This is a genomic window from Lysobacter sp. A378 (genome assembly GCF_054052125.1).
The window spans coordinates 287271-305308 of sequence record NZ_JBSVRK010000002.1; the positions used below are offsets into that span (position 1 = coordinate 287271).

Annotated in this window: 13 protein-coding genes; 2 read left to right on the plus strand and 11 right to left on the minus strand. The window is 65.7% G+C overall.

What is annotated here, in order from left to right; all coding sequences use genetic code 11:
* Positions 1-19 precede the first annotated feature (19 nt).
* Genes ACW7G1_RS07265 through ACW7G1_RS07280 form a run of 4 tightly spaced genes read right to left on the minus strand, consistent with a single transcriptional unit; the run spans position 20 to position 6339 of the window.
* Positions 20-2596 (minus strand): sensor domain-containing protein, encoded by a 2577-nt coding sequence (locus tag ACW7G1_RS07265; protein WP_456979095.1) that lies wholly within the window; start codon positions 2594-2596, stop codon positions 20-22.
* A 1-nt stretch (position 2597) separates the two neighbouring features.
* Entirely contained in the window at positions 2598-3488 is an 891-nt protein-coding gene (locus ACW7G1_RS07270; protein ID WP_456979096.1) for a hydroxymethylglutaryl-CoA lyase, read from the minus strand.
* Positions 3485-5503, minus strand: a complete 2019-nt coding sequence (locus ACW7G1_RS07275; protein WP_456979097.1) for an acetyl/propionyl/methylcrotonyl-CoA carboxylase subunit alpha — start codon at positions 5501-5503, stop codon at positions 3485-3487. The genes ACW7G1_RS07270 and ACW7G1_RS07275 overlap by 4 nt, the downstream gene beginning before the upstream one ends.
* A gap of 53 nt (positions 5504-5556) precedes the next feature.
* Positions 5557-6339 (minus strand): enoyl-CoA hydratase-related protein, encoded by a 783-nt coding sequence (locus tag ACW7G1_RS07280; protein ID WP_456979098.1) that lies wholly within the window; start codon positions 6337-6339, stop codon positions 5557-5559.
* Between the two features lie 129 nt (positions 6340-6468).
* Between ACW7G1_RS07280 and ACW7G1_RS07285 the strand changes: the two genes are divergently transcribed.
* Positions 6469-8433, plus strand: a complete 1965-nt coding sequence (locus tag ACW7G1_RS07285; RefSeq protein WP_456979099.1) for an FTR1 family protein — start codon at positions 6469-6471, stop codon at positions 8431-8433.
* 98 nt (positions 8434-8531) lie between these two features.
* Here the strand turns inward: ACW7G1_RS07285 and ACW7G1_RS07290 are convergent, their stop codons facing one another.
* The 6 genes from ACW7G1_RS07290 to ACW7G1_RS07315 all read right to left on the minus strand — a co-directional run bounded on the left by ACW7G1_RS07290 (position 8532) and on the right by ACW7G1_RS07315 (position 13689).
* A complete protein-coding gene (locus ACW7G1_RS07290; protein WP_456961199.1) occupies positions 8532-8885 on the minus strand; it encodes a hypothetical protein in 354 nt (117 codons plus the stop codon).
* On the minus strand, positions 8882-9460 hold the full coding sequence (locus ACW7G1_RS07295) for a bactofilin family protein (RefSeq protein ID WP_456979100.1): 579 nt from the start codon (positions 9458-9460) through the stop codon (positions 8882-8884). Before ACW7G1_RS07295 ends, ACW7G1_RS07290 begins: the two co-directional genes overlap by 4 nt.
* 193 nt (positions 9461-9653) lie before the next feature.
* The gene (locus ACW7G1_RS07300; protein ID WP_456979101.1) at positions 9654-11279 is read right to left on the minus strand and encodes a carboxyl transferase domain-containing protein; all 1626 of its coding nucleotides are present in this window, start codon (positions 11277-11279) and stop codon (positions 9654-9656) included.
* A 141-nt stretch (positions 11280-11420) separates the two neighbouring features.
* The gene (locus ACW7G1_RS07305; protein WP_456979102.1) at positions 11421-11831 is read right to left on the minus strand and encodes a hypothetical protein; all 411 of its coding nucleotides are present in this window, start codon (positions 11829-11831) and stop codon (positions 11421-11423) included.
* A gap of 159 nt (positions 11832-11990) precedes the next feature.
* On the minus strand, positions 11991-12368 hold the full coding sequence (locus ACW7G1_RS07310; RefSeq protein WP_456979103.1) for a hypothetical protein: 378 nt from the start codon (positions 12366-12368) through the stop codon (positions 11991-11993).
* Positions 12369-12513: 145 nt separating this feature from the next.
* Positions 12514-13689 (minus strand): thiolase family protein, encoded by a 1176-nt coding sequence (locus ACW7G1_RS07315; protein WP_456979104.1) that lies wholly within the window; start codon positions 13687-13689, stop codon positions 12514-12516.
* Between the two features lie 231 nt (positions 13690-13920).
* Here ACW7G1_RS07315 and ACW7G1_RS07320 point away from each other — a divergent pair, with 231 nt between their 5' ends.
* Positions 13921-16743, plus strand: a complete 2823-nt coding sequence (locus tag ACW7G1_RS07320; RefSeq protein WP_456979105.1) for a S8 family serine peptidase — start codon at positions 13921-13923, stop codon at positions 16741-16743.
* Between the two features lie 99 nt (positions 16744-16842).
* On the opposite strand, the gene ACW7G1_RS07325 is transcribed toward ACW7G1_RS07320, so the two are convergent.
* Positions 16843-18000 carry an isovaleryl-CoA dehydrogenase gene (locus ACW7G1_RS07325; RefSeq protein ID WP_456979106.1) on the minus strand — a complete coding sequence of 386 codons (1158 nt, stop codon included), beginning with the start codon at positions 17998-18000 and terminating at the stop codon, positions 16843-16845.
* Positions 18001-18038 lie beyond the last annotated feature (38 nt).

An 18038-nucleotide genomic window follows, 5' to 3' on the forward strand; every position in this document is an offset into this window, starting at 1 on the left:
GGCGAATGGCTGCCGCGGACTATTTCGCTGGCACCGCCGCCGATGCGTACATGTCTTCCAGTGCTTCAGGCGACAAGCCTTCGGCAAACAGGAAACCTTGCCCGACACTGACCCCGAGTTTGATCAGGAAATCGCGTTGCTCCGGAGTCTCCACGCCTTCGGCTACCAGCTCCAGACCGAGGCTGCGGGCAATGCCGATGACCGCCTCGCATACGGCGACGTCGGAGGCGTTCCCGGGGATGCCCTGGACGAACACCTGGCTCAGCTTGAGCCCATGGATCGGCAGCCGGCGCAGGTAGTTCAGGGCGCTGTAGCCTTCGCCGAAATCATCGATCGTCAGCGTCACCCCCATCTCGCGCAGTGCCGCGAAGGCGTGCTGGGTGTCGGGCTCATCCTCGATCAGCACCCGCTCGGTGAATTCCAGCTCCAGTGCGCTGCCCGGCAGGCCGAATTCCAGCAGCACGGCCTCCACAGCCGTTGCCAGGTCCTTGCCCAGGAACTGGCGATAGGACACGTTGACCGCGACGCGATTGATCTCCAACCCACGGCTGCGCCATTGGCCCAGTTGCCAGCACGCCTGTCGAATGACCCAACTGCCGATTCCGATGATGTCGCCGGTGGTTTCGGCGTGGCTGATGAAATGGTCCGGCTGGATCTCCCCCAGCAATTCGTTGTTCCAGCGAATCAGCGCCTCGACCGCGATCAGCCGGCCGCTGGCCAGATCGACCTGGGGTTGGTAGACGAGGCGGAACTCGTCGTTGTCGATGGCATGGCGTAGCTGGGTTTCCAGTTGCTGGCGATGTTGTTGCTCGGCGGCCAGCTCGGGACTGAATACCTGCCAGCTGTTGCGACCGCGGCGCTTGCTGGCATACATCGCCACGTCCGCATTCTTGATCAGTTGCTGGGCGTGGCCGCCGTCCTGCGGCGACTGGGCGATGCCGATGCTGGCGGTGATCGCAAACTCCTCGCCGTCCATGCGGAACGCATCGGCAAATATCTCCAGGATGCGGTCGGCCAACCGTGCCGGTCGGGCAGGATCGTCCTCAAGCGAGCACAGCACCAGGAACTCGTCGCCGCCAAAGCGGGCGATCAGTCCTTCCGTGCCGACCGCACGCTGGATGCGCCGTGCGGCAGACGAGAGCAGCCGGTCTCCCGCCGCGTGGCCGAGCACATCGTTCACGACCTTGAACCGGTCCAGGTCGATGTATAAAACCGCCAACGCCGATTGGCATGAATCACCCAGGCGCGCTTCAATCTCGATGCGCAGTGCATCGCGGTTCAACAGGCCGGTCAGCGGGTCCGTGCGTGCTTCTACACGCAGGGTTTCCTCATCCTGTTTGTCCTCGGTGATGTCCTGCACGGTACCGGTCAGGGTGGCACTCAAGGGCGAGGCGACCTGAGCCTCCCCGATCACGCGAATCCAGAACTGATGCCCATCGCCACGCCTGCCTTGCAGTTCAAGTTGCAGGCCCTGCCGGCTTTCCATGGTCTGGTCCAGCGCCTGGCGCAAGCGTCGGTGGTCGGATTCGACCAGGCAATCCAGCAGGCCTTCCATCGTGTCCGGGGCCGGATCGCGTCCGATGATGCGTTGTGCCTCGTTGGTCAGGTACAGATGGTTGCGTCCGGTGTCCCACTGCCAGCCACCAATGTGGGCCAGTGCCTGTGCGCGCTCGAACAGCGTGCTGTCGCGCTTGAGCGCAGTGACGTCGTGGAATACGGACAACGCCTGGTGTGGCTTGTCCGCACCGGCGACAAACTGAGGCACCGCGATCACCGACAGCCAGATCAGCTCGTGTCGTCGCTGGTTGAAGAAGCCGATCACTTCGGGTCCAACCGGCTTGCCGGTGGCCAAGGCGCGGGACGATGGCAGGGCATTGTCGGGCAGTGCCTTGCCACTCTCGTCCACCATCAGCCAGCGACCGTCCTTGAACACCTCATCGATGCTCGTGCTCTGTTCGGCATCCATCAACCGGATCGCGGCCGCGTTGGCGTAGGTGGTGTGCCCGTCGGCGTTGCGCACCACGATGCCCTTGTCGACCATCTCGGTCAGTTCACGGAAGCGGACCTCGGCATCGACGCGGGCGCTGAGATCGCGCGCGACCGCAACCAGGCAGCGCTGGCCGTCGTATTCGAAATTGGCCGAATGGACTTCGACCGGAAACCGGCTGCCGTCCGCTCGCCGGTTGGTGACTTCAATCACATAGCTCTGCCCGCGCGCGAGCGCGTCGTGCACCGGACCCATGTGGCCGGGCGGCAGGTCAGGGTTCAACAGGTCGATTGGCTGGCCGACAATCTCATCCCGGGGGCGTTGGTATGCGGCGACCCCGGCCTTGTTGAGGTCCAGCACGGTGCCGTCCCAGGCAATGATGCTGATCGGATCCGGCATGGCGTCAAACAACGCCCGGTAGCGCTGCTGCGCGGACGCTTCGTTGCCCAGTGACTGCTGCAGTGCGGCCCGGGCCTGCTGCAGGACGGTCGCCAGCGCGGGGGACAGGGTGGTGTCCTGGCCGGCCTGGTCCAACGCCATCAACACCGCCGATGCATCCAGCGGGCCAAGCGGTGCTGACGGACTTCGTGCGGGTGGCTTGCGCTTCAATCTACACCGCCATTGCCTTGCCGACTTTACTGCTGGTCTCCCGCCTCAGGCGGCTGGACAACCAGCGCCCGGTTTCGGCCAGCAGCTCGAGATTGATGCCGGTATGGATGCCCAGACCATGCAGCATGTAGACCACGTCCTCACTGGCGACGTTGCCGCTGGCGCCGGGCGCATAAGGACAACCACCCACGCCGGAGACCGCCGAGTCGACCACCGCGACGCCTTCTTCCAGGCACGCCAGGATGTTGGACAGCGCCTGGCCGTAGGTGTCGTGAAAATGCACCGCCAGTGCCGTCATCGGGACTTCCCCGGCGACGGCCTTGAGCATCGCGCGCGCCTTGCCCGGCGTGCCCACGCCAATGGTGTCTCCCAATGAGATTTCATGGCAGCCCATGACGTGCAGTTCGCGTGCAACCCGGACCACATCGGCCAACGGCACGTCGCCCTGGTAGGGGCAGCCCAGTACCGTGGACACATAGCCGCGGACCTTGATGCCGTCGGCCCTGGCCCGTTGCAGGATGGGGGCGAAACGGACCAGCGATTCGGCGATCGAGGCGTTGATGTTCTTCTGGTTGAAAGCTTCCGAGGCCGCAGTGAACACCGCGACTTCGCGGACGCCGGCGGCGAGTGCGCGCTCGTAGCCTTTCTCGTTGGGGACCAGTACCGGATAGTCCACGCCCGGTTTGCGGGCAATACCGGCATAGACTTCGGCGGCGTCGGCCAGTTGCGGTACCCATTTGGGGCTGACGAAGCTGGTGGCCTCGATACTTTGCAGGCCGGTCGCAGACAGCCGGTCGATCAGCTCGATCTTGTCCGCGGTGGCGACGATCGCCTTCTCGTTCTGCAGGCCATCGCGCGGGCCAACCTCGACGATGCGGACCACGGGCTTCATTCCACCGGGTCCAGGGTGACGAGGATCGCATCGGCGTCGACAAACTCGCCGGCCTGCGCGCGGACCTCGGCAACGGTCCCGTCGCGCGGTGCCTTCAGGCTGAGCTCCATCTTCATCGCCTCGATCACCATCACCTCCTGGCCGGACTGGACGACCTCGCCAGCTGCGACCTTCACTACCACGACGCGCCCCGGCATCGGTGCAACGACGTTGTCCGCGCCGGTGCCTGAACCGCTTTCCTGATGACAATACATCGCCAATGGCTGCAGGCGAAGCCGTTGGTCGCCGTCGTGGACAATGACATGACGGTCCTGGTCGAGCACCTGGAAGCGCCGCGCGCGCTCGGCGATGCGCAGGCTCAGCGACCCGCCTGCCAGCCGCGCGCCGGTGACCTGGTGGGTGTCGCCGCCAGTATCGACACGATAGTTGCCATCGCTGCCGCTGGCGCGAACTTCGATGCGTTGTTCCCGGTACCCGAAGGCGAGGCTGCGCAGGCTGCCGTGACCCAGGCGCCAGCCATCGGCGATGGCCCACGGTGAACCCGGGTCGCCGGAGTTCTCGGCCAACCGGGCGGCGTTTCGTTCCTGTCCCAGCAGGCTGGTTACCGTGGCGGCCAGCAGCAAGTCGGTATCGATCTCGTCGTTGGCTGGTATGAATTGCTCGAGGTGGCGATCCAGGTACCCGGTGTCGATGGTGCCGGCGACGACCGTCGGGTGCCGCACCAGGCGCTCCAGAAACGGGATATTGGATTTGGGGCCGCTGATCCCGCACTGCGCCAACGCGTCGCGCATCCGGGCCAACGCGCGCGGACGGTCGACGTCATGGACGATCAGCTTGGCGATCATCGGGTCGTAGAAAATCGTCACCGCATCGCCTTCGATCACGCCCGAATCGATCCGGACATGCGGGCCGGGTGCCGGTAGCCGCAGACGCTCCAGCTTGCCGGAGCCGGGCAGGAAGCCGGCCTCCGGGTCTTCTGCATACAGGCGTACTTCGACCGCATGGCCGTGGCGTTCAATCTGGTCTTGCGCCAGCGGCAGCGGTTCACCGGCGGCGACCTGCAATTGCCAGGCGACCAGGTCCAGTCCGGTCACCAGCTCGGTCACCGGATGCTCGACCTGCAGGCGGGTGTTGATCTCCATGAAGTAGAAGCCTGCCGGCTTGCCATCGGCATCCTGGCCGACGATGAACTCCACCGTGCCCGCATTGACATAGTCGATCGCCCGCGCCGCCATGACCGCGGCCTCGCCCATCTGTTCGCGCAGCGCCGGGGTCAGGAACGGCGAGGGCGCTTCCTCCAGCACTTTCTGGTAACGCCGCTGGGCCGAGCATTCGCGCTCGCCGAGGTGGATTGCATTGCCGAAGTCGTCGCCAAATACCTGAAACTCGATATGACGCGGTTGCTGGACATAGCGTTCCAGCAGCACCCGGTCACGGCCGAATGCGTTCTTCGCCTCGCGCTGGCAGGATTCCAGATTGGACAGGAATTCGTCCGACTCGCGCACGATCCGCATGCCCTTGCCGCCGCCGCCGTGCGCGGCCTTGATCATCAGCGGGTAACCGATCCGGTCCGCCTCGGCCTGCAAGTGGGCGGGCGCCTGGTCCTGGCCGGTATAGCCCGGCACCACCGGCACCCCGGCGGCCTGCATCAGGTCCTTGGCGCCGGCCTTGCTGCCCATCTTGCGCATCGAGGCCGCCTTGGGCCCGATGAACGCCATGCCGGCGCCTTCGACGGCCTCGGCGAAATCGGCGTTTTCCGACAGGAAACCGTACCCCGGGTGGATCGCCTGCGCGCCGGTCCGGGTGGCGATATCGATGATGGCGTCGCCGCGCAGATAACTTTCCGCAGGGGTGGGCCCACCGATGCAGTACGCCTCGTCGGCCTGGCGCACGTGTTGGGCATCGGCGTCCGCGGTGGAGTACACCGCGACGGTGCGGATGCCCAGTTCACGGCAGGTGCGGATGACCCGGCAGGCGATCTCGCCGCGGTTGGCAATCAGGATCTTGTTGAACATGCGGGGGCTCGCGTCAAGGGGGTTGCTGGGAAGGGTGGCGGACGCACGGGCGGTCATTGGCACCAGCCTGGCTTGCGTTTGTCGAGGAATGCCGCCAGCCCTTCCTGGCCCTCCGCCGATATCCGCAGCCCGGCGATCAGGCTGGCGTTGTCGGCGTCGTGGCGCGCGCCATCACGATGGGACGCGACCTGGCGCACCAGCGACTTGGCTTGCGCCGAAGCCACCGGGCCGGCCTTCAACAGCAAGTCGATCTGCCGTTGCACCGCGGTGTCCAGGGCGGTGGCGTTGACCACGTCGTGCAGCAAGCCCATCGCGCAGGCTTGGCGGCCATCGAAAATCTCGGCGGTGGCAAACCAGCGCCGCGCCTGGCGCGCACCGATCGCCTCGATCACATACGGCGAAATCACCGCCGGCAGCAGGCCCAGCTTGCTCTCGGTCAGCCCGAACTTCGCCTCCGGCACGCCGATCGCGATGTCGCAGCAAGCGACCAGTCCGACACCGCCGCCAAACGCCGCGCCGTGGACCTTGGCGATGGTCGGCTTTGGTATCTCATCGAGGGTGCGCATCAGCCGTGCCAGCGCGAGCGAGTCGTCGCGGTTCTCGGCCTCGCTGGCGTCGGCCATCCCGCGCATCCAGTTGAGGTCGGCCCCGGCCGAGAACGACGCGCCTTCACCTTCCAGCACCACGACCCGCACGCTGTCGTCCCCACCCAGGCTCTCCAGTGCACCGGTCAGCGCCGAGATCAGCATGGCGTCGAATGCGTTGTGGACCACGGGACGGTTCATACGCAGTCGGGCGACGGGGCCCTCGCGCAGGTTCAGCAGCGGGTTGGTCATCGGTACTCGGCGGTTGCGGGACTGGTTGAATGATAGCCGTCGTGCTCCGGCAACCAATCATCCACGACCGGGATGCGACCAATTCTCATTATGAAGTAGAATCCGCGGGTCCCTTTCCGCGTGATTCCGATGCTCATTGCCCTGCGTCTGCTTGCCATTTCGCTGATGTTGTCATTCACGCTGCCTGTGTACGCAGACGACCCGCTTGCCGACCAGTCCGCCAACCAGCCGGTGAACGAGCCAGTGAACCAGGACGCGCAGACCGCGTGGCGCCTGCTCGACTACATCGCGGTGGACTATGCCGTTGCCGTCGCCGCGGAAGGCGGAGAGGTCGTGAGCGAAGCCGAATACGCGGAGATGACCGAGTTTTCCAACGCGGTAAGCGAGCGCCTGGATGCCCTGCCGCCGAGCGACACCCGGGCGCGCCTGAAGGATGGCGCGAAAGCCCTGCAACTTGCCATTGAGAACAAGGCCACCCCCGGGGAAGTGGCCTCGCTGGCGCGCAATCTTGGCGGCGAATTACTGGCGGCCCATCCGATGCCGTTGGCGCCCTCCAGTGCACCGGACCTGGCCCGGGCGGCCGACCTCTACCAGCAGCAGTGCGCCAGCTGTCATGGCAAGACCGGTGCCGGCGATGGCCCGGCAGGGATCGCGCTGGACCCGCCGGCGATCGACTTCACCGATGAGTCGCGCGCCCGCGAGCGCAGTGTGTTCGCGCTCTACCAGGTGATCGAACAGGGCCTGGAAGGCACCGGCATGGCCAGCTATGCGCACCTGCCATCGGAAGACCGCTGGGCGCTGTCGTTCTATATCGGCCAGTACGCGTATCCGGATGAGCTGGCGGCACCGGGCGAGCGTCTGTGGAACGGCGATGAGTCGCTGCGTGCGCGGTTTCCGGATCTGGGAACCTTGACCCAGGTGACCCCGGCCGCCCTTGCCCAGAGCATTGGCGAGGACGATGCCAAGGCGGTGACGGCTTACCTGCGTCGCCATCCTGAAGTAGTGCAGGCCAAGCCGGAAGGATCGTTGGCCCTGGCCCGCTCGCGTCTGCTCGAAAGTACCCGGGCGTATGCGGCAGGCGATCAGCGCAAGGCGCGCGATCTGGCGCTGTCCGCCTACCTGGATGGGTTCGAGCCGGTGGAGCCGTTGCTGGCGGCGCGTGATGGCGCGCTGATGGTGGAGATCGAAACCGCCATGGCCGAGTTGCGTTCGCGCATCGGCCGCTCGGCGAGCGTGGAAGACATACAGGCGCAGGTCGAGGTCGTCGACGGCTTGTTCGTCAGGGCCGAGGCGGCGCTCGCCCCGGGGATGGCGAGCAACATGACGGCCTTCGTGGGGTCTTTCACCATCTTGCTGCGAGAGGGCCTGGAGGCGTTGCTGGTCCTGATTGCGATGATTGCGTTCCTGCGCAAGGCCAACCGCACCGAGGTCATGCCGTACGTGCATGCCGGCTGGGTCTCCGCGTTGCTGGCAGGCGGGCTGACGTGGGTGGTGGCGACCTACCTGGTCAGCATCAGCGGTGCCAGCCGCGAACTGACCGAAGGGTTCGCGGCCCTGTTTGCCGCGGCGGTGCTGCTGTTCGTCGGCATCTGGATGCACGGCAAGAGCCAGGCCGGTGCATGGCAGCGCTACATCAAGGAAAAGCTTTCCCACGCCTTGTCGAAACGGTCGGCATGGTTCCTGTTCCTGCTGTCATTCGTGGTGGTGTACCGCGAAGTCTTCGAGACCGTGCTGTTCTACGCCGCGCTGTGGAGTCAGGGTAATGGCAATGCCATCCTGGCCGGTGGTGCCGCCGGCGCGGTGGTACTGGCGGGTATCGCCTGGGCGATGCTGCGGTACAGCCGGAAGCTGCCGATTTCCACCTTCTTCTCTGTCAGCTCGATACTGATTGCCGTACTGGCCGTGGTGCTGGCGGGCAAGGGTGTTGCCGCGCTGCAGGAGGCCGGTTGGCTGTCGGTGTCGGTCGTCAGCTTTCCGCGGATCGCGCTGTTGGGGATCTATCCAACCCTGCAAGGCGTGCTGGCGCAGCTGGTCACGCTGGCGATCATCATCATCGGGTTCTGGGGCAATCGCCGCGCGGCATTGGCGCGGTAAGCCACGCGCCAGCTTGAGCACGCCAGCTTGAGCACGCCAGTTTGAAAGCGCGCTGACCGGAATGTGCTAACCGGAATGTGTTGCAGGTACCCGCCGCCCTAATGAGGGCGGCGGGTTTTTTTACCGGTGCTTTCGGTGGCTTCCACCACCAGGCTGAAGGTCCGCTCGTCGCCCGGGTGCAGCGCACCCACGCCGACCACCTGGCGGTTGATCTCCTTGCCGCGGCCGTCGCGGATCGACAGCACCATCGAGTACTCGCAGGCACCATCGGCGGGGGCCGGAATGGTGCCTTCAACCTTCAAGGCGGTTACCGCGGCTGCGGCGGCTGGGCCGGCATCAAACCGCAGGTGTCCACGGCATTGCGGACACACGCTGGAGCTTTCCAGGATCGTGGTCTTGCAATGCGGGCAGGTGCGGGTCGCGCCCGCAGTGCCCGGGCGCGGTGTGCTCATGCGAGGCTTTCGAGGCCCGTCTTGGTGCCGGACTGGTTGGCAGGCTTGTTGCCCGAGTTGTTCTGGGATTTGTTCTCGGCCTTGTCGTAGCCCTTGTCACCCCAGCCGAACTCGACCTGACCGCGCATCCGCGACCCGGCGGCGACAATCAGCGATCCGGCCTTGACGTCGCCGATCAACGCACCCGACTCCAGCACCTCGACCCGTTGCGCCGACTCGATGTTGCCTTCCAGCTCGCCGGCAACGATGACCTTCTGCGCGCGTACGCCGCCGGTCAGCTTGGCGCCGGTCTCGATCGTCAGGTTGCCCTGGACGTTGACATCGCCGTTGAACTTGCCGGCAATGCGCACGTGCCCGGTACCTTCGATTTTTCCCTCGATGGTCAGGTCGGCGGCAATCAGCGATTCCTTCATCGATGATTCGTTGCGGCCCGGTGCAGCCACTTCACGGGTCGATGGGGCATCGAACCGGGCCGCTTCCGGGGTCGGGGTCGGTACCGATTGAACAGGCGCCGGCGGGGCAGCCGGGGCAGGCGCCGGTGATTTTGAGGAGGCGGGTTCTTTCCAGATAGCCATCGGTTGCAAGGTCCATCGAATCAGGGACCTCCGAATCTAGCACCGACTTCACGCCTCCTTGATGTGAAACCGGCCTGAAAAGCACATTCCCTTCAGCCGACCGACAGGAAAGCCGTGTTCATCAGTGCATCCCATCACACTGCGGCGCCGTGGACAGATCAGCGTTGCCGCGCTCGTGCCAGTACGGCAGGAACTACATCCGGAACACGCCGAAGTGGGTTCCGCGGGTGCCGGGCTCACCTTGGGCCGGCGCATTGAACGCGGCCGACAGCCCCAGTCCAAGCACGCGACGGGTGTCGGCCGGGTCGATGATGCCGTCGTCCCACAGCCGGGCGCTGGCGTAGTACGGGCTGCCTTGCGACTCGTATTGCTCGCGCAGCGGTACCTTGAACGCCTCTTCCTCATCGGTCGTCCAAGTCCCGTCGCGCGCCTCGATGCCGTCGCGCTTGACCGTCGCCAGCACCGAGGCCGCCTGTTCGCCGCCCATCACGCTGATCCGCGCGTTCGGCCACATCCACAGGAACCGGCCACCATAGGCGCGCCCGCACATCGCGTAATTGCCGGCGCCGAAACTGCCGCCAATCACCACGGTGAACTTGGGCACGTGCGAGCAGGCCACCGCAGTGACCATCTTCGCCCCGTCCTTGGCGATGCCGGCCTGCTCGTACTTCTTGCCGACCATGAAGCCGGTGATGTTCTGCAGAAACACCAGCGGGATTCCGCGCTGGTTGCACAGCTCGATGAAGTGCGCGCCCTTGAGCGCGCTCTCGGCGAACAGGATGCCGTTGTTGGCCACGATGCCGACCGGGTAGCCGTGCAGGTGCGCGAAGCCGGTGACCAGGGTCTTGCCGTAGCGCGCCTTGAACTCCTGGAACTCGCTGCCGTCGACGACGCGGGCAATTACCTCACGGATGTCGAAGGGGCGGCGGGTGTCCTTCGGCACGATGCCGTACAGCTCCTCGGCGGCGAATAGTGGCTCGCACACGGGCTGCACCGCGACCGGCACGACCTTCTTGCGGTTGAGCGTGCCGACGATCCCGCGGGCGATCTGCAGCGCGTGGCGATCGTCCTCGGCGAAGTGATCGGCAACGCCGGAGATCGACGTGTGGACGTCGGCGCCACCGAGGGTTTCGGCATCGACGATCTCACCGGTGGCAGCTTTCACCAGCGGCGGCCCACCGAGGAAAATGGTGCCCTGTTCCTTGACGATGATCGACTCGTCGCTCATCGCCGGCACATACGCGCCGCCGGCGGTGCAACTGCCCATGACCACGGCGATCTGGGGGATGTTGTCCGCGCTCATGCGGGCCTGGTTGTAGAAGATCCGGCCGAAGTGCTCCTTGTCCGGAAACACCTCGTCCTGCAAGGGCAGGAAGGCGCCACCGGAGTCGACCAGGTAAATGCACGGCAAATGGTTCTCGCGTGCGACTTCCTGTGCGCGCAGATGTTTCTTGACCGTCATCGGGAAGTAGGTGCCGCCCTTGACGGTGGCATCGTTGGCGACCACCACCACCTCCAGGCCCTGCACCCGGCCGATACCGCAAACCATGCCGGCCGCTGGCGCGGCGTCGTCGTACATGCCGCCTGCCGCCAATGGGGCGATCTCCAGGAACGGCGAGCCCGGGTCGAGCAGGGCAGTGATGCGGTCCCTCACCAGCAACTTGCCGCGAGCGGTGTGCCGGTCGCGCGCCTTGTCGCCGCCGCCGTGTGCAGCGCGCAGCAACCGGCTGTCCAGTTCATCAACCAGCGCGCGGTGGTAAGCGACGTTGTCCTTGAAATCCTGCGAGCGCGGATCGAGCGCGGAACTGAGTACGGGCATGCGGCGTTCTGTCGGTGATGGTCCAGGGGCTACAGGATACCCGTCCGGCAACTTCGCCAATGGCAGTTCGAGCCAGACATGAAAAAACCCGGGTCCGCATGACGCGGGCCCGGGTTTGGAGTAACGGGATGATCGAGGCGATCAGTCCTGGATTTCGGCGTCCGCCTCGGCCTCGGCTTCCGCCTGCTCCTGCTTCATTTTAGCGGAGACACTGTCGGCAGCCTCGCCGATCGTACCGGCGGCATTCGCCTTGCCTTCCTCGTACGCCTGCTGCAACGGATCTGCGGCGGCATCGGCGCTGGTTGCGGCCGAGTCGACAGCGTCAGCGGTGCTGGCAGCAGCCGAGTCGATGGCGTCGGCGGTGTTGGTAGCGGCAGCATCAATCCCGGCAGCGGCGGAATCCGCGGCTGACGACGCAGCAGCGGCAGCCTGGTCGCCGGCAATTTCGGCCTGGGCGGCGGCTTCATTGGCTTGCTGGTCGGCGTTTGGCGAATTGCAGGCGGCAAGGGCAAACGCGCTGGCAGCAAGAAGGGCGGTGATCTTGTAGTTCATGGTGGACTCCTGGGTTTGTCGGCAGTGAAACTGCGTTGGGTCGCCGGTTCTGCCGGCGGGCGCACTATTGAGGCTTTGCCTGTAAAGGAATGTGAAGGCCATCAAAAAAGCCGCCGGGATACCCCGGCGGCTTTCGGTACAGCTGACAACCAGGACGGATTACTGACCGTCGTTGTTGGTCTCGGCATCACCACTGGCAGCGGCTTCTTCCGCAGCGTCCTGGGCCTGCTCGGCAGCGTCGGCAGCGTTCTCGGCAGCGTCGGCAGCGTCATCGGCACCGGTCATGTCGGTAGCGGCGGCAGCGGCGTCAGCCGAGGTCGCGGCGGCATCGGCAGCCGAAGCGGCGGTGTCGGCAGCAGCCTGGGCAGCGTCGGCAGCCATCGCGTCGCCGGTAGCGGCGGCGTTGGCAGCAGCCTCGGAAGCCTCGGACGAAGCAGTAGCCGCTTCAGCCGCAGCGTCGTCAGCCTGCTGGGAGTTGGAGCAGGCAGCCAGGGCAAAGCCCATGGCGATAGCGAGCAGCGCCTTGTTGAAAGTCATGGTGTAGTCCTCGTCGTTAATAGGGTTAGGCAACGCGCTAGTGCGCGCATTAACATGATGACAACCGAGCGACGCGTGTCAAGCGCCACGTAGTGCCTTTTTCGTTAACGAAACGTTGACGTTTGGGTGCCGTTGGGGAAACGAGTCAGAGCAGTTCGATCGCGATCGCTGTCGCCTCGCCGCCGCCGATACACAGCGACGCGACACCTCGCGTGCCTCCGCGCGAGCGAAGTGCATTGATGAGTGTCACCACCAGACGTGCGCCACTGGCGCCAATCGGGTGTCCCAACGCCACCGCGCCGCCATGCACGTTGACCTTCTCGTGCGGGATCCCCAGATCCTTGATTGGCGCCATCGCGACGCAGGAGAACGCCTCGTTGATCTCGAACAGGTCGACGTCCTCAACCTTCCAGCCCGCCTTCTCCAGCACGTTGCTGATCGCCGTGACCGGCGCGGTGGTGAACCACTCCGGCGCCTGGGAATGGGTCGCGTGGGCGACGATGCGTGCCAGCGGTTTCAGGCCGCGTGCGCTGGCGTCCTCGGCCGACATCAACACGGTGGCGGCAGCACCATCGGAAATTTTCGACGATGACGCCGCTGTCAACACGCCTTCCTTGCCGAACGCGGGGCGCAAGCCCGGGATCCTGCTCACGTCGATCTTGCCCGGCTCTTCGTCGGTGTCGACCACGGTCTCGCCCTTGCGGGTCTTGACGGTGACCGGGACGATCTCGTCCTTGAACCTGCCCTCGGCCTGGGCAGCCTTGGCGCGGTTCACGCTCTCGGTGGAAAACGCGTCCAGCGCGGCGCGATCGAACTGGTACTCGTTGCACGCCATGTCGCCGAACACGCCCATTGCCTTGCCGTCGTACGGGTTGGTCAACCCATCGTGGGCCATGTGGTCGAGGAACTCGGCGCTGCCGTAGCGGACGCCCGTGCGGCTGCCGTTCAACAGGTGCGGGGCATTGGTCATCGACTCCATGCCGCCGGCCACAACGACCTTCGCCGAGCCGGCCTTGATCAGGTCGTGTCCAAACATGATCGCTTTCATGCCCGAACCACACACTTTGTTAATGGTGGTGCAGCCGGCCGAGGTGGGCAGACCAGCATTCAGCGAGGCTTGCCGTGCCGGTGCCTGGCCCAGCCCAGCGGGCAGTACGCAGCCCATGATGACCTCGTCGACCTGGTCGGCCGCGAGGCTGGCATGCTCGAGGGCACCGGTGATGGCAGCAGAGCCCAGCGCCGGTGACGGCACGCCGGTGAACTGGCCGAGGAAGGAACCGATGGCGGTGCGCTTGGCACCAACGATGACGACGTCGCTCATGGGGGACTCCGGTAAATGGGGGCTTGAGCTGCCCGAACCCCTCCGATTATGCCGCCGCGTGCTGCATTGCGGCAAACCGCAAGTCGCGGCTGCCGTTGCGGGTGCGCGCAGTGCCCGCCATTGTGGCCTGTGTCGCGATCGGCTAGAAAGGGTGGGGTTGATCAGCCGTTATGAACCAGCCGTTATGACGCACCCGGGCGACACCGGGACCAGATGGGGAGAGGAGACAGAATGAAGCCAAAGGATAGTGGGCGCTGGCAAGCAATGGTGGGCGGGGCTTGTCTGCTCGCATTGGCGGCGTGTAGCGGTGGCGGTGGTTCGTCCAACATCCGCCCGCAGCCGACGCCTCCTCCCACCGCGCCGGATCCGGAGCCGGAGCCAGGCCCGCAGCCGGACTTCGATGCCCATCTGGTATTGACCAACGCGGTCGCGGCCCACGATGCCGGTTTCACTGGCGAAGGCGTGATCATCGGCCTGCTTGACAGTGGCATCCGCCGCGACCACCCGACCCTGGTCGGCCGGGTCGTCGATCCGGGATTTGTGTACCTGGATGAGGATCAGAACGATCTCGACACCGACGACGTGCTGGGTCACGGCACCAGCGTGGCGCAACTGGCCGGTGGCAGCGCGTTTGGCAGTTGGCCCGGCGGTATTGCCCCCGGGGCGACGTTTGTCTCCGCCCGGATCATTGCCGACGATCCCCCCGTGGACGACGGGTCCGGCCAGGGCAACCGCGTCACCGACGGCTCCTGGCTGGGGGAGGTCCACAAAGACCTGATCAGCGCAGGCGTACAGATCTCCAACAACTCCTGGGGTGGCCTGTACTGGGATGGCGATGCCGTGACCAGGACCTTCATCGATGCGATGACGCCTTTCGTGGTGGACTGGGGCGGCCTGGTGGTGTTTGCGACCGGCAACGAGTCCGGAGCCAATCCGAGCGATACCGCCTCCTTGCCCAGCCAGGGCGCCGGCGCGTCGGGCCTGGAGCGGGGCTGGCTCGCCGTGGCCGCGCTGGACACCCTTTCACCGACTCAACTCGCCTCCTATTCCAACGCCTGTGGTATCGCGATGGACTACTGCCTGGTGGCACCGGGCGACGTGGTATTCACCGGTCTGGACGATACCGCGGGTAATCCGACCTATTGGGTCGGCGGCGGGACATCGTTCGCCGCGCCGCAGGTATCGGGCGCGGCGGCGCTGGTGTGGGAGGCATTCCCCTATTTCGACAATGACCTGGTGCGGCAGACCTTGCTGGGCACGGCGACCGACCTTGGTGTTGCCGGCGTGGACAACGTATTCGGGCATGGACTGCTGGATGCGGGCAAAGCCGTGCAGGGGCCGGCCAAGCTGGACTGGGGCCAAGTCACGGCTGCATTCGATGGTGGCATGTCGGTCTGGTCCAACCCGATTTCCGGCGCGGGCGGCATCACCAAGAGCGGTACCGGCCACCTCGACCTGACCGGTGAAAACAGCTACACCGGCGAGACCATCGTGGAGGCAGGCTCGCTGTCCACGCTGCACGCCTTGCCTGGCGACACCACGGTGCGCATTGACGGCCTGTTGCTGCTGGACGAAGTCGGGGTGCACGGAACGCTGCGCAACGAGGGCGCGACCGCGATCTATGGGGCCAACCCGGATGGAGCGGTGCACGTGATCGACGGCGATTTCGCCCAGACCGCCAGCGGCCGGCTTGCGCTGGAGGTCGGCTCGCAGTTGCAGGTGCAAGGGCGCGCCGACATTGACGGCGAGGTACTGGTCACCGGCGTCACCGAAGGCTATGTATTTTCCGCACGTGAGACCTTCCTTGAGGCCGCGCAAGGCGTGAACGGGAGGTTCGGCCAGGTCTCGGCCAGCAGTGGCGTGTTTCTCGAAGCCACCCTGGGTTACGACGCCAACAGCGCCTGGCTGGACATCGACCGGCTGGATGTCAGTGCGGCCGCACAGTCGATGGGCCTGACTGCGGCCTCGGTCGGATCGGCGTTGCGGATCGAGACTGCCTTCCAGGTCATCGATGGCAACGGTGCAGGGGCATTGCCGGTCGACGGCCCGACGGGCGCCGACGCAGCCAGTGGGTTCATCCACGGCGCCGCGGCGCTCCAGCGCACCCAGACCGCCGCCGCTGCCGAGCGTTCGCTGGCGAGCCTGTCGGGGGAGCTGCATGGCGCGGATACCTCGTTCGCGATGATGGCGATGGAAGACAGCCGCCACACGCTGGAATCGCGACTGGATGCACTGAGCCGCGGTGCCGGTAACGGCGCCTGGGCCGACCGCCTTGGCGGCGAGCGTTCGCACTCCCATACCCGGGTCGATGCCAACGGCTGGCTGATCGGTCAAGACCAGCGGTTTGGCCCGCACTGGACGGTCGGCGTCGCGTTCGGCCAGACCGATGGCTACGCCAATCACGACCTGCGCCGCGATCGCGAGCACAACCGTCAGTTCGAAGGCCAGCTCTACACCGCCTGGAGCACCGGCGGAAACTACGTGCTCGGACGTTTCGCCATTGGACAGATGGACCGCAGGACGCAGCGCGAAATCACCCTGGGGGCGGATCGCTTCGGCGTCGGCGCTGACTACGACAACCGCTACACCAGCTTCGGCCTGCAGGCCGGCCATCGCTTTGACTTCGCTGGCGGCACGCTGACCCCGTATGTCGGCACCGAAACCATGCAACTGGAGCGCGGTGCCTTCAGCGAGAACGGGGCCGCGGGCTTTGGCCTGAGCACCACCGGGTCCAGCCTCGAGGCGACCCGTGCACTGGTGGGCGCTCGCGTGCAACAGCAGTTGCGGGTGGGATCATCGGTGATGACGGTGAGCAGCCGCCTGGAGTGGCAGCGCCTGCTGTCGCAGACCGGCAGCCTGATTGATGCGCGCTTTACCGGGATCGATGCCTGGGCGCCGATCAGTGGCACCGGGCTGGCTCGGGAAGCGGCCGTATTCGGCGTCGGCCTGCGCGCTGACCTGCCGCTCGGCCAACTCGGCTTCGACCTGGATGCCCGTCACGAGCTCGGCAGGACCTGGACCGGCGCGTCTGCCAACTGGTCGGTCGGGTTCTGACCCGGTTGACGCTTTAAACAACGACGTTTCAAACAACAACGCCGCGGATGTCCGCGGCGTTGTTGTTTCTGCGTGGCGTGGCGTGGCGTGGCTTGCTGGTCAGTGCTGCTCGTTGAACAGCTCACGCCCGATCAGCATCCGCCGGATCTCGTTGGTACCCGCACCGATGGCGTACAACTTCGCGTCACGCAGGAAACGGCCGGTGGGGTAGTCGTTGATGTAGCCATTGCCGCCAAGGGTCTGGATGGCTTCCAGGCCGACCTGCACCGCGGCCTCGCTGGCGTGCAGCAGGCACGAGGCGGCATCCACCCGGCTGCGGTGGCCGGCGTCGTAGTCGCGTGCCACCTGGTAGGCAAACGCGCGGCTGGACTGCAGCGAGGTGTACATGTCGGCGATCTTGGCCTGCATGATTCCGAAGGTGCCAATGGCGACGTCAAACTGCTTGCGCTCGCGCACATAGGGCAGGGCGATATCGAGTGCCGCCTGCATCAGTCCCAGCGGTCCGCCGGTCAGCACCAATCGCTCGGTGTTCAGACCGCTCATCAAGACCTTGACGCCCTGGTTGACCTCGCCCAGAACGTTGGCAGCCGGGATTTCGCAGTCGCGGAAGACCAGCTCGCAGGTGTTGGAGCCGCGCATGCCCAGCTTGTCGAGCTTCTGGGCGGTGCTGAAACCCGGCATGCCCTTCTCGACGATGAAGGCGGTCATGCACTTGCTGCCCGCTTCCTTGCCCGCGGTGCGCATGTAGACCACCAGCACGTCGGCTTCGGGACCGTTGGTGATCCACATCTTGTTGCCGTTCGCAATCCAGACGTCGCCCTTCAGTTCGGCGCGGCACGACATCGAGCCGACCACGTCCGAGCCTGCGCCCGGCTCGCTCATCGCCAGCGCGCCCTTCCATTCGCCGGTGCACAGCCTGGGCAGGTACTTGCCACGCTGCTCGTCGCTGCCGTTGGCGTAGAGGTTGTTCACGCACAGGTTGGAATGGGCGCCGTACGACAAGCCGACCGAGCCGGATGCGCGCGATATCTCTTCCATCGCCACCAGGTGCGCCAGGTAGCCCATGCCGCTGCCGCCGTACTCCGGGTCGACGGTCAGGCCCAGCAGTCCCATCTCGCCCAGCTTCGGCCACAGGTCCTGCGGGAATACATTGTCCTCATCGATCTTCGCCGCGCGCGGCGCGATCTCGACCTCGGCAAAACGGCGCACGGCATCGCGCAGTGCATCAATCTCGTCGCCCAGCGGAAAAGGTCGCATTGGAGCTCCATAGGTTTTGTCTTGAAAGCACGACGGGG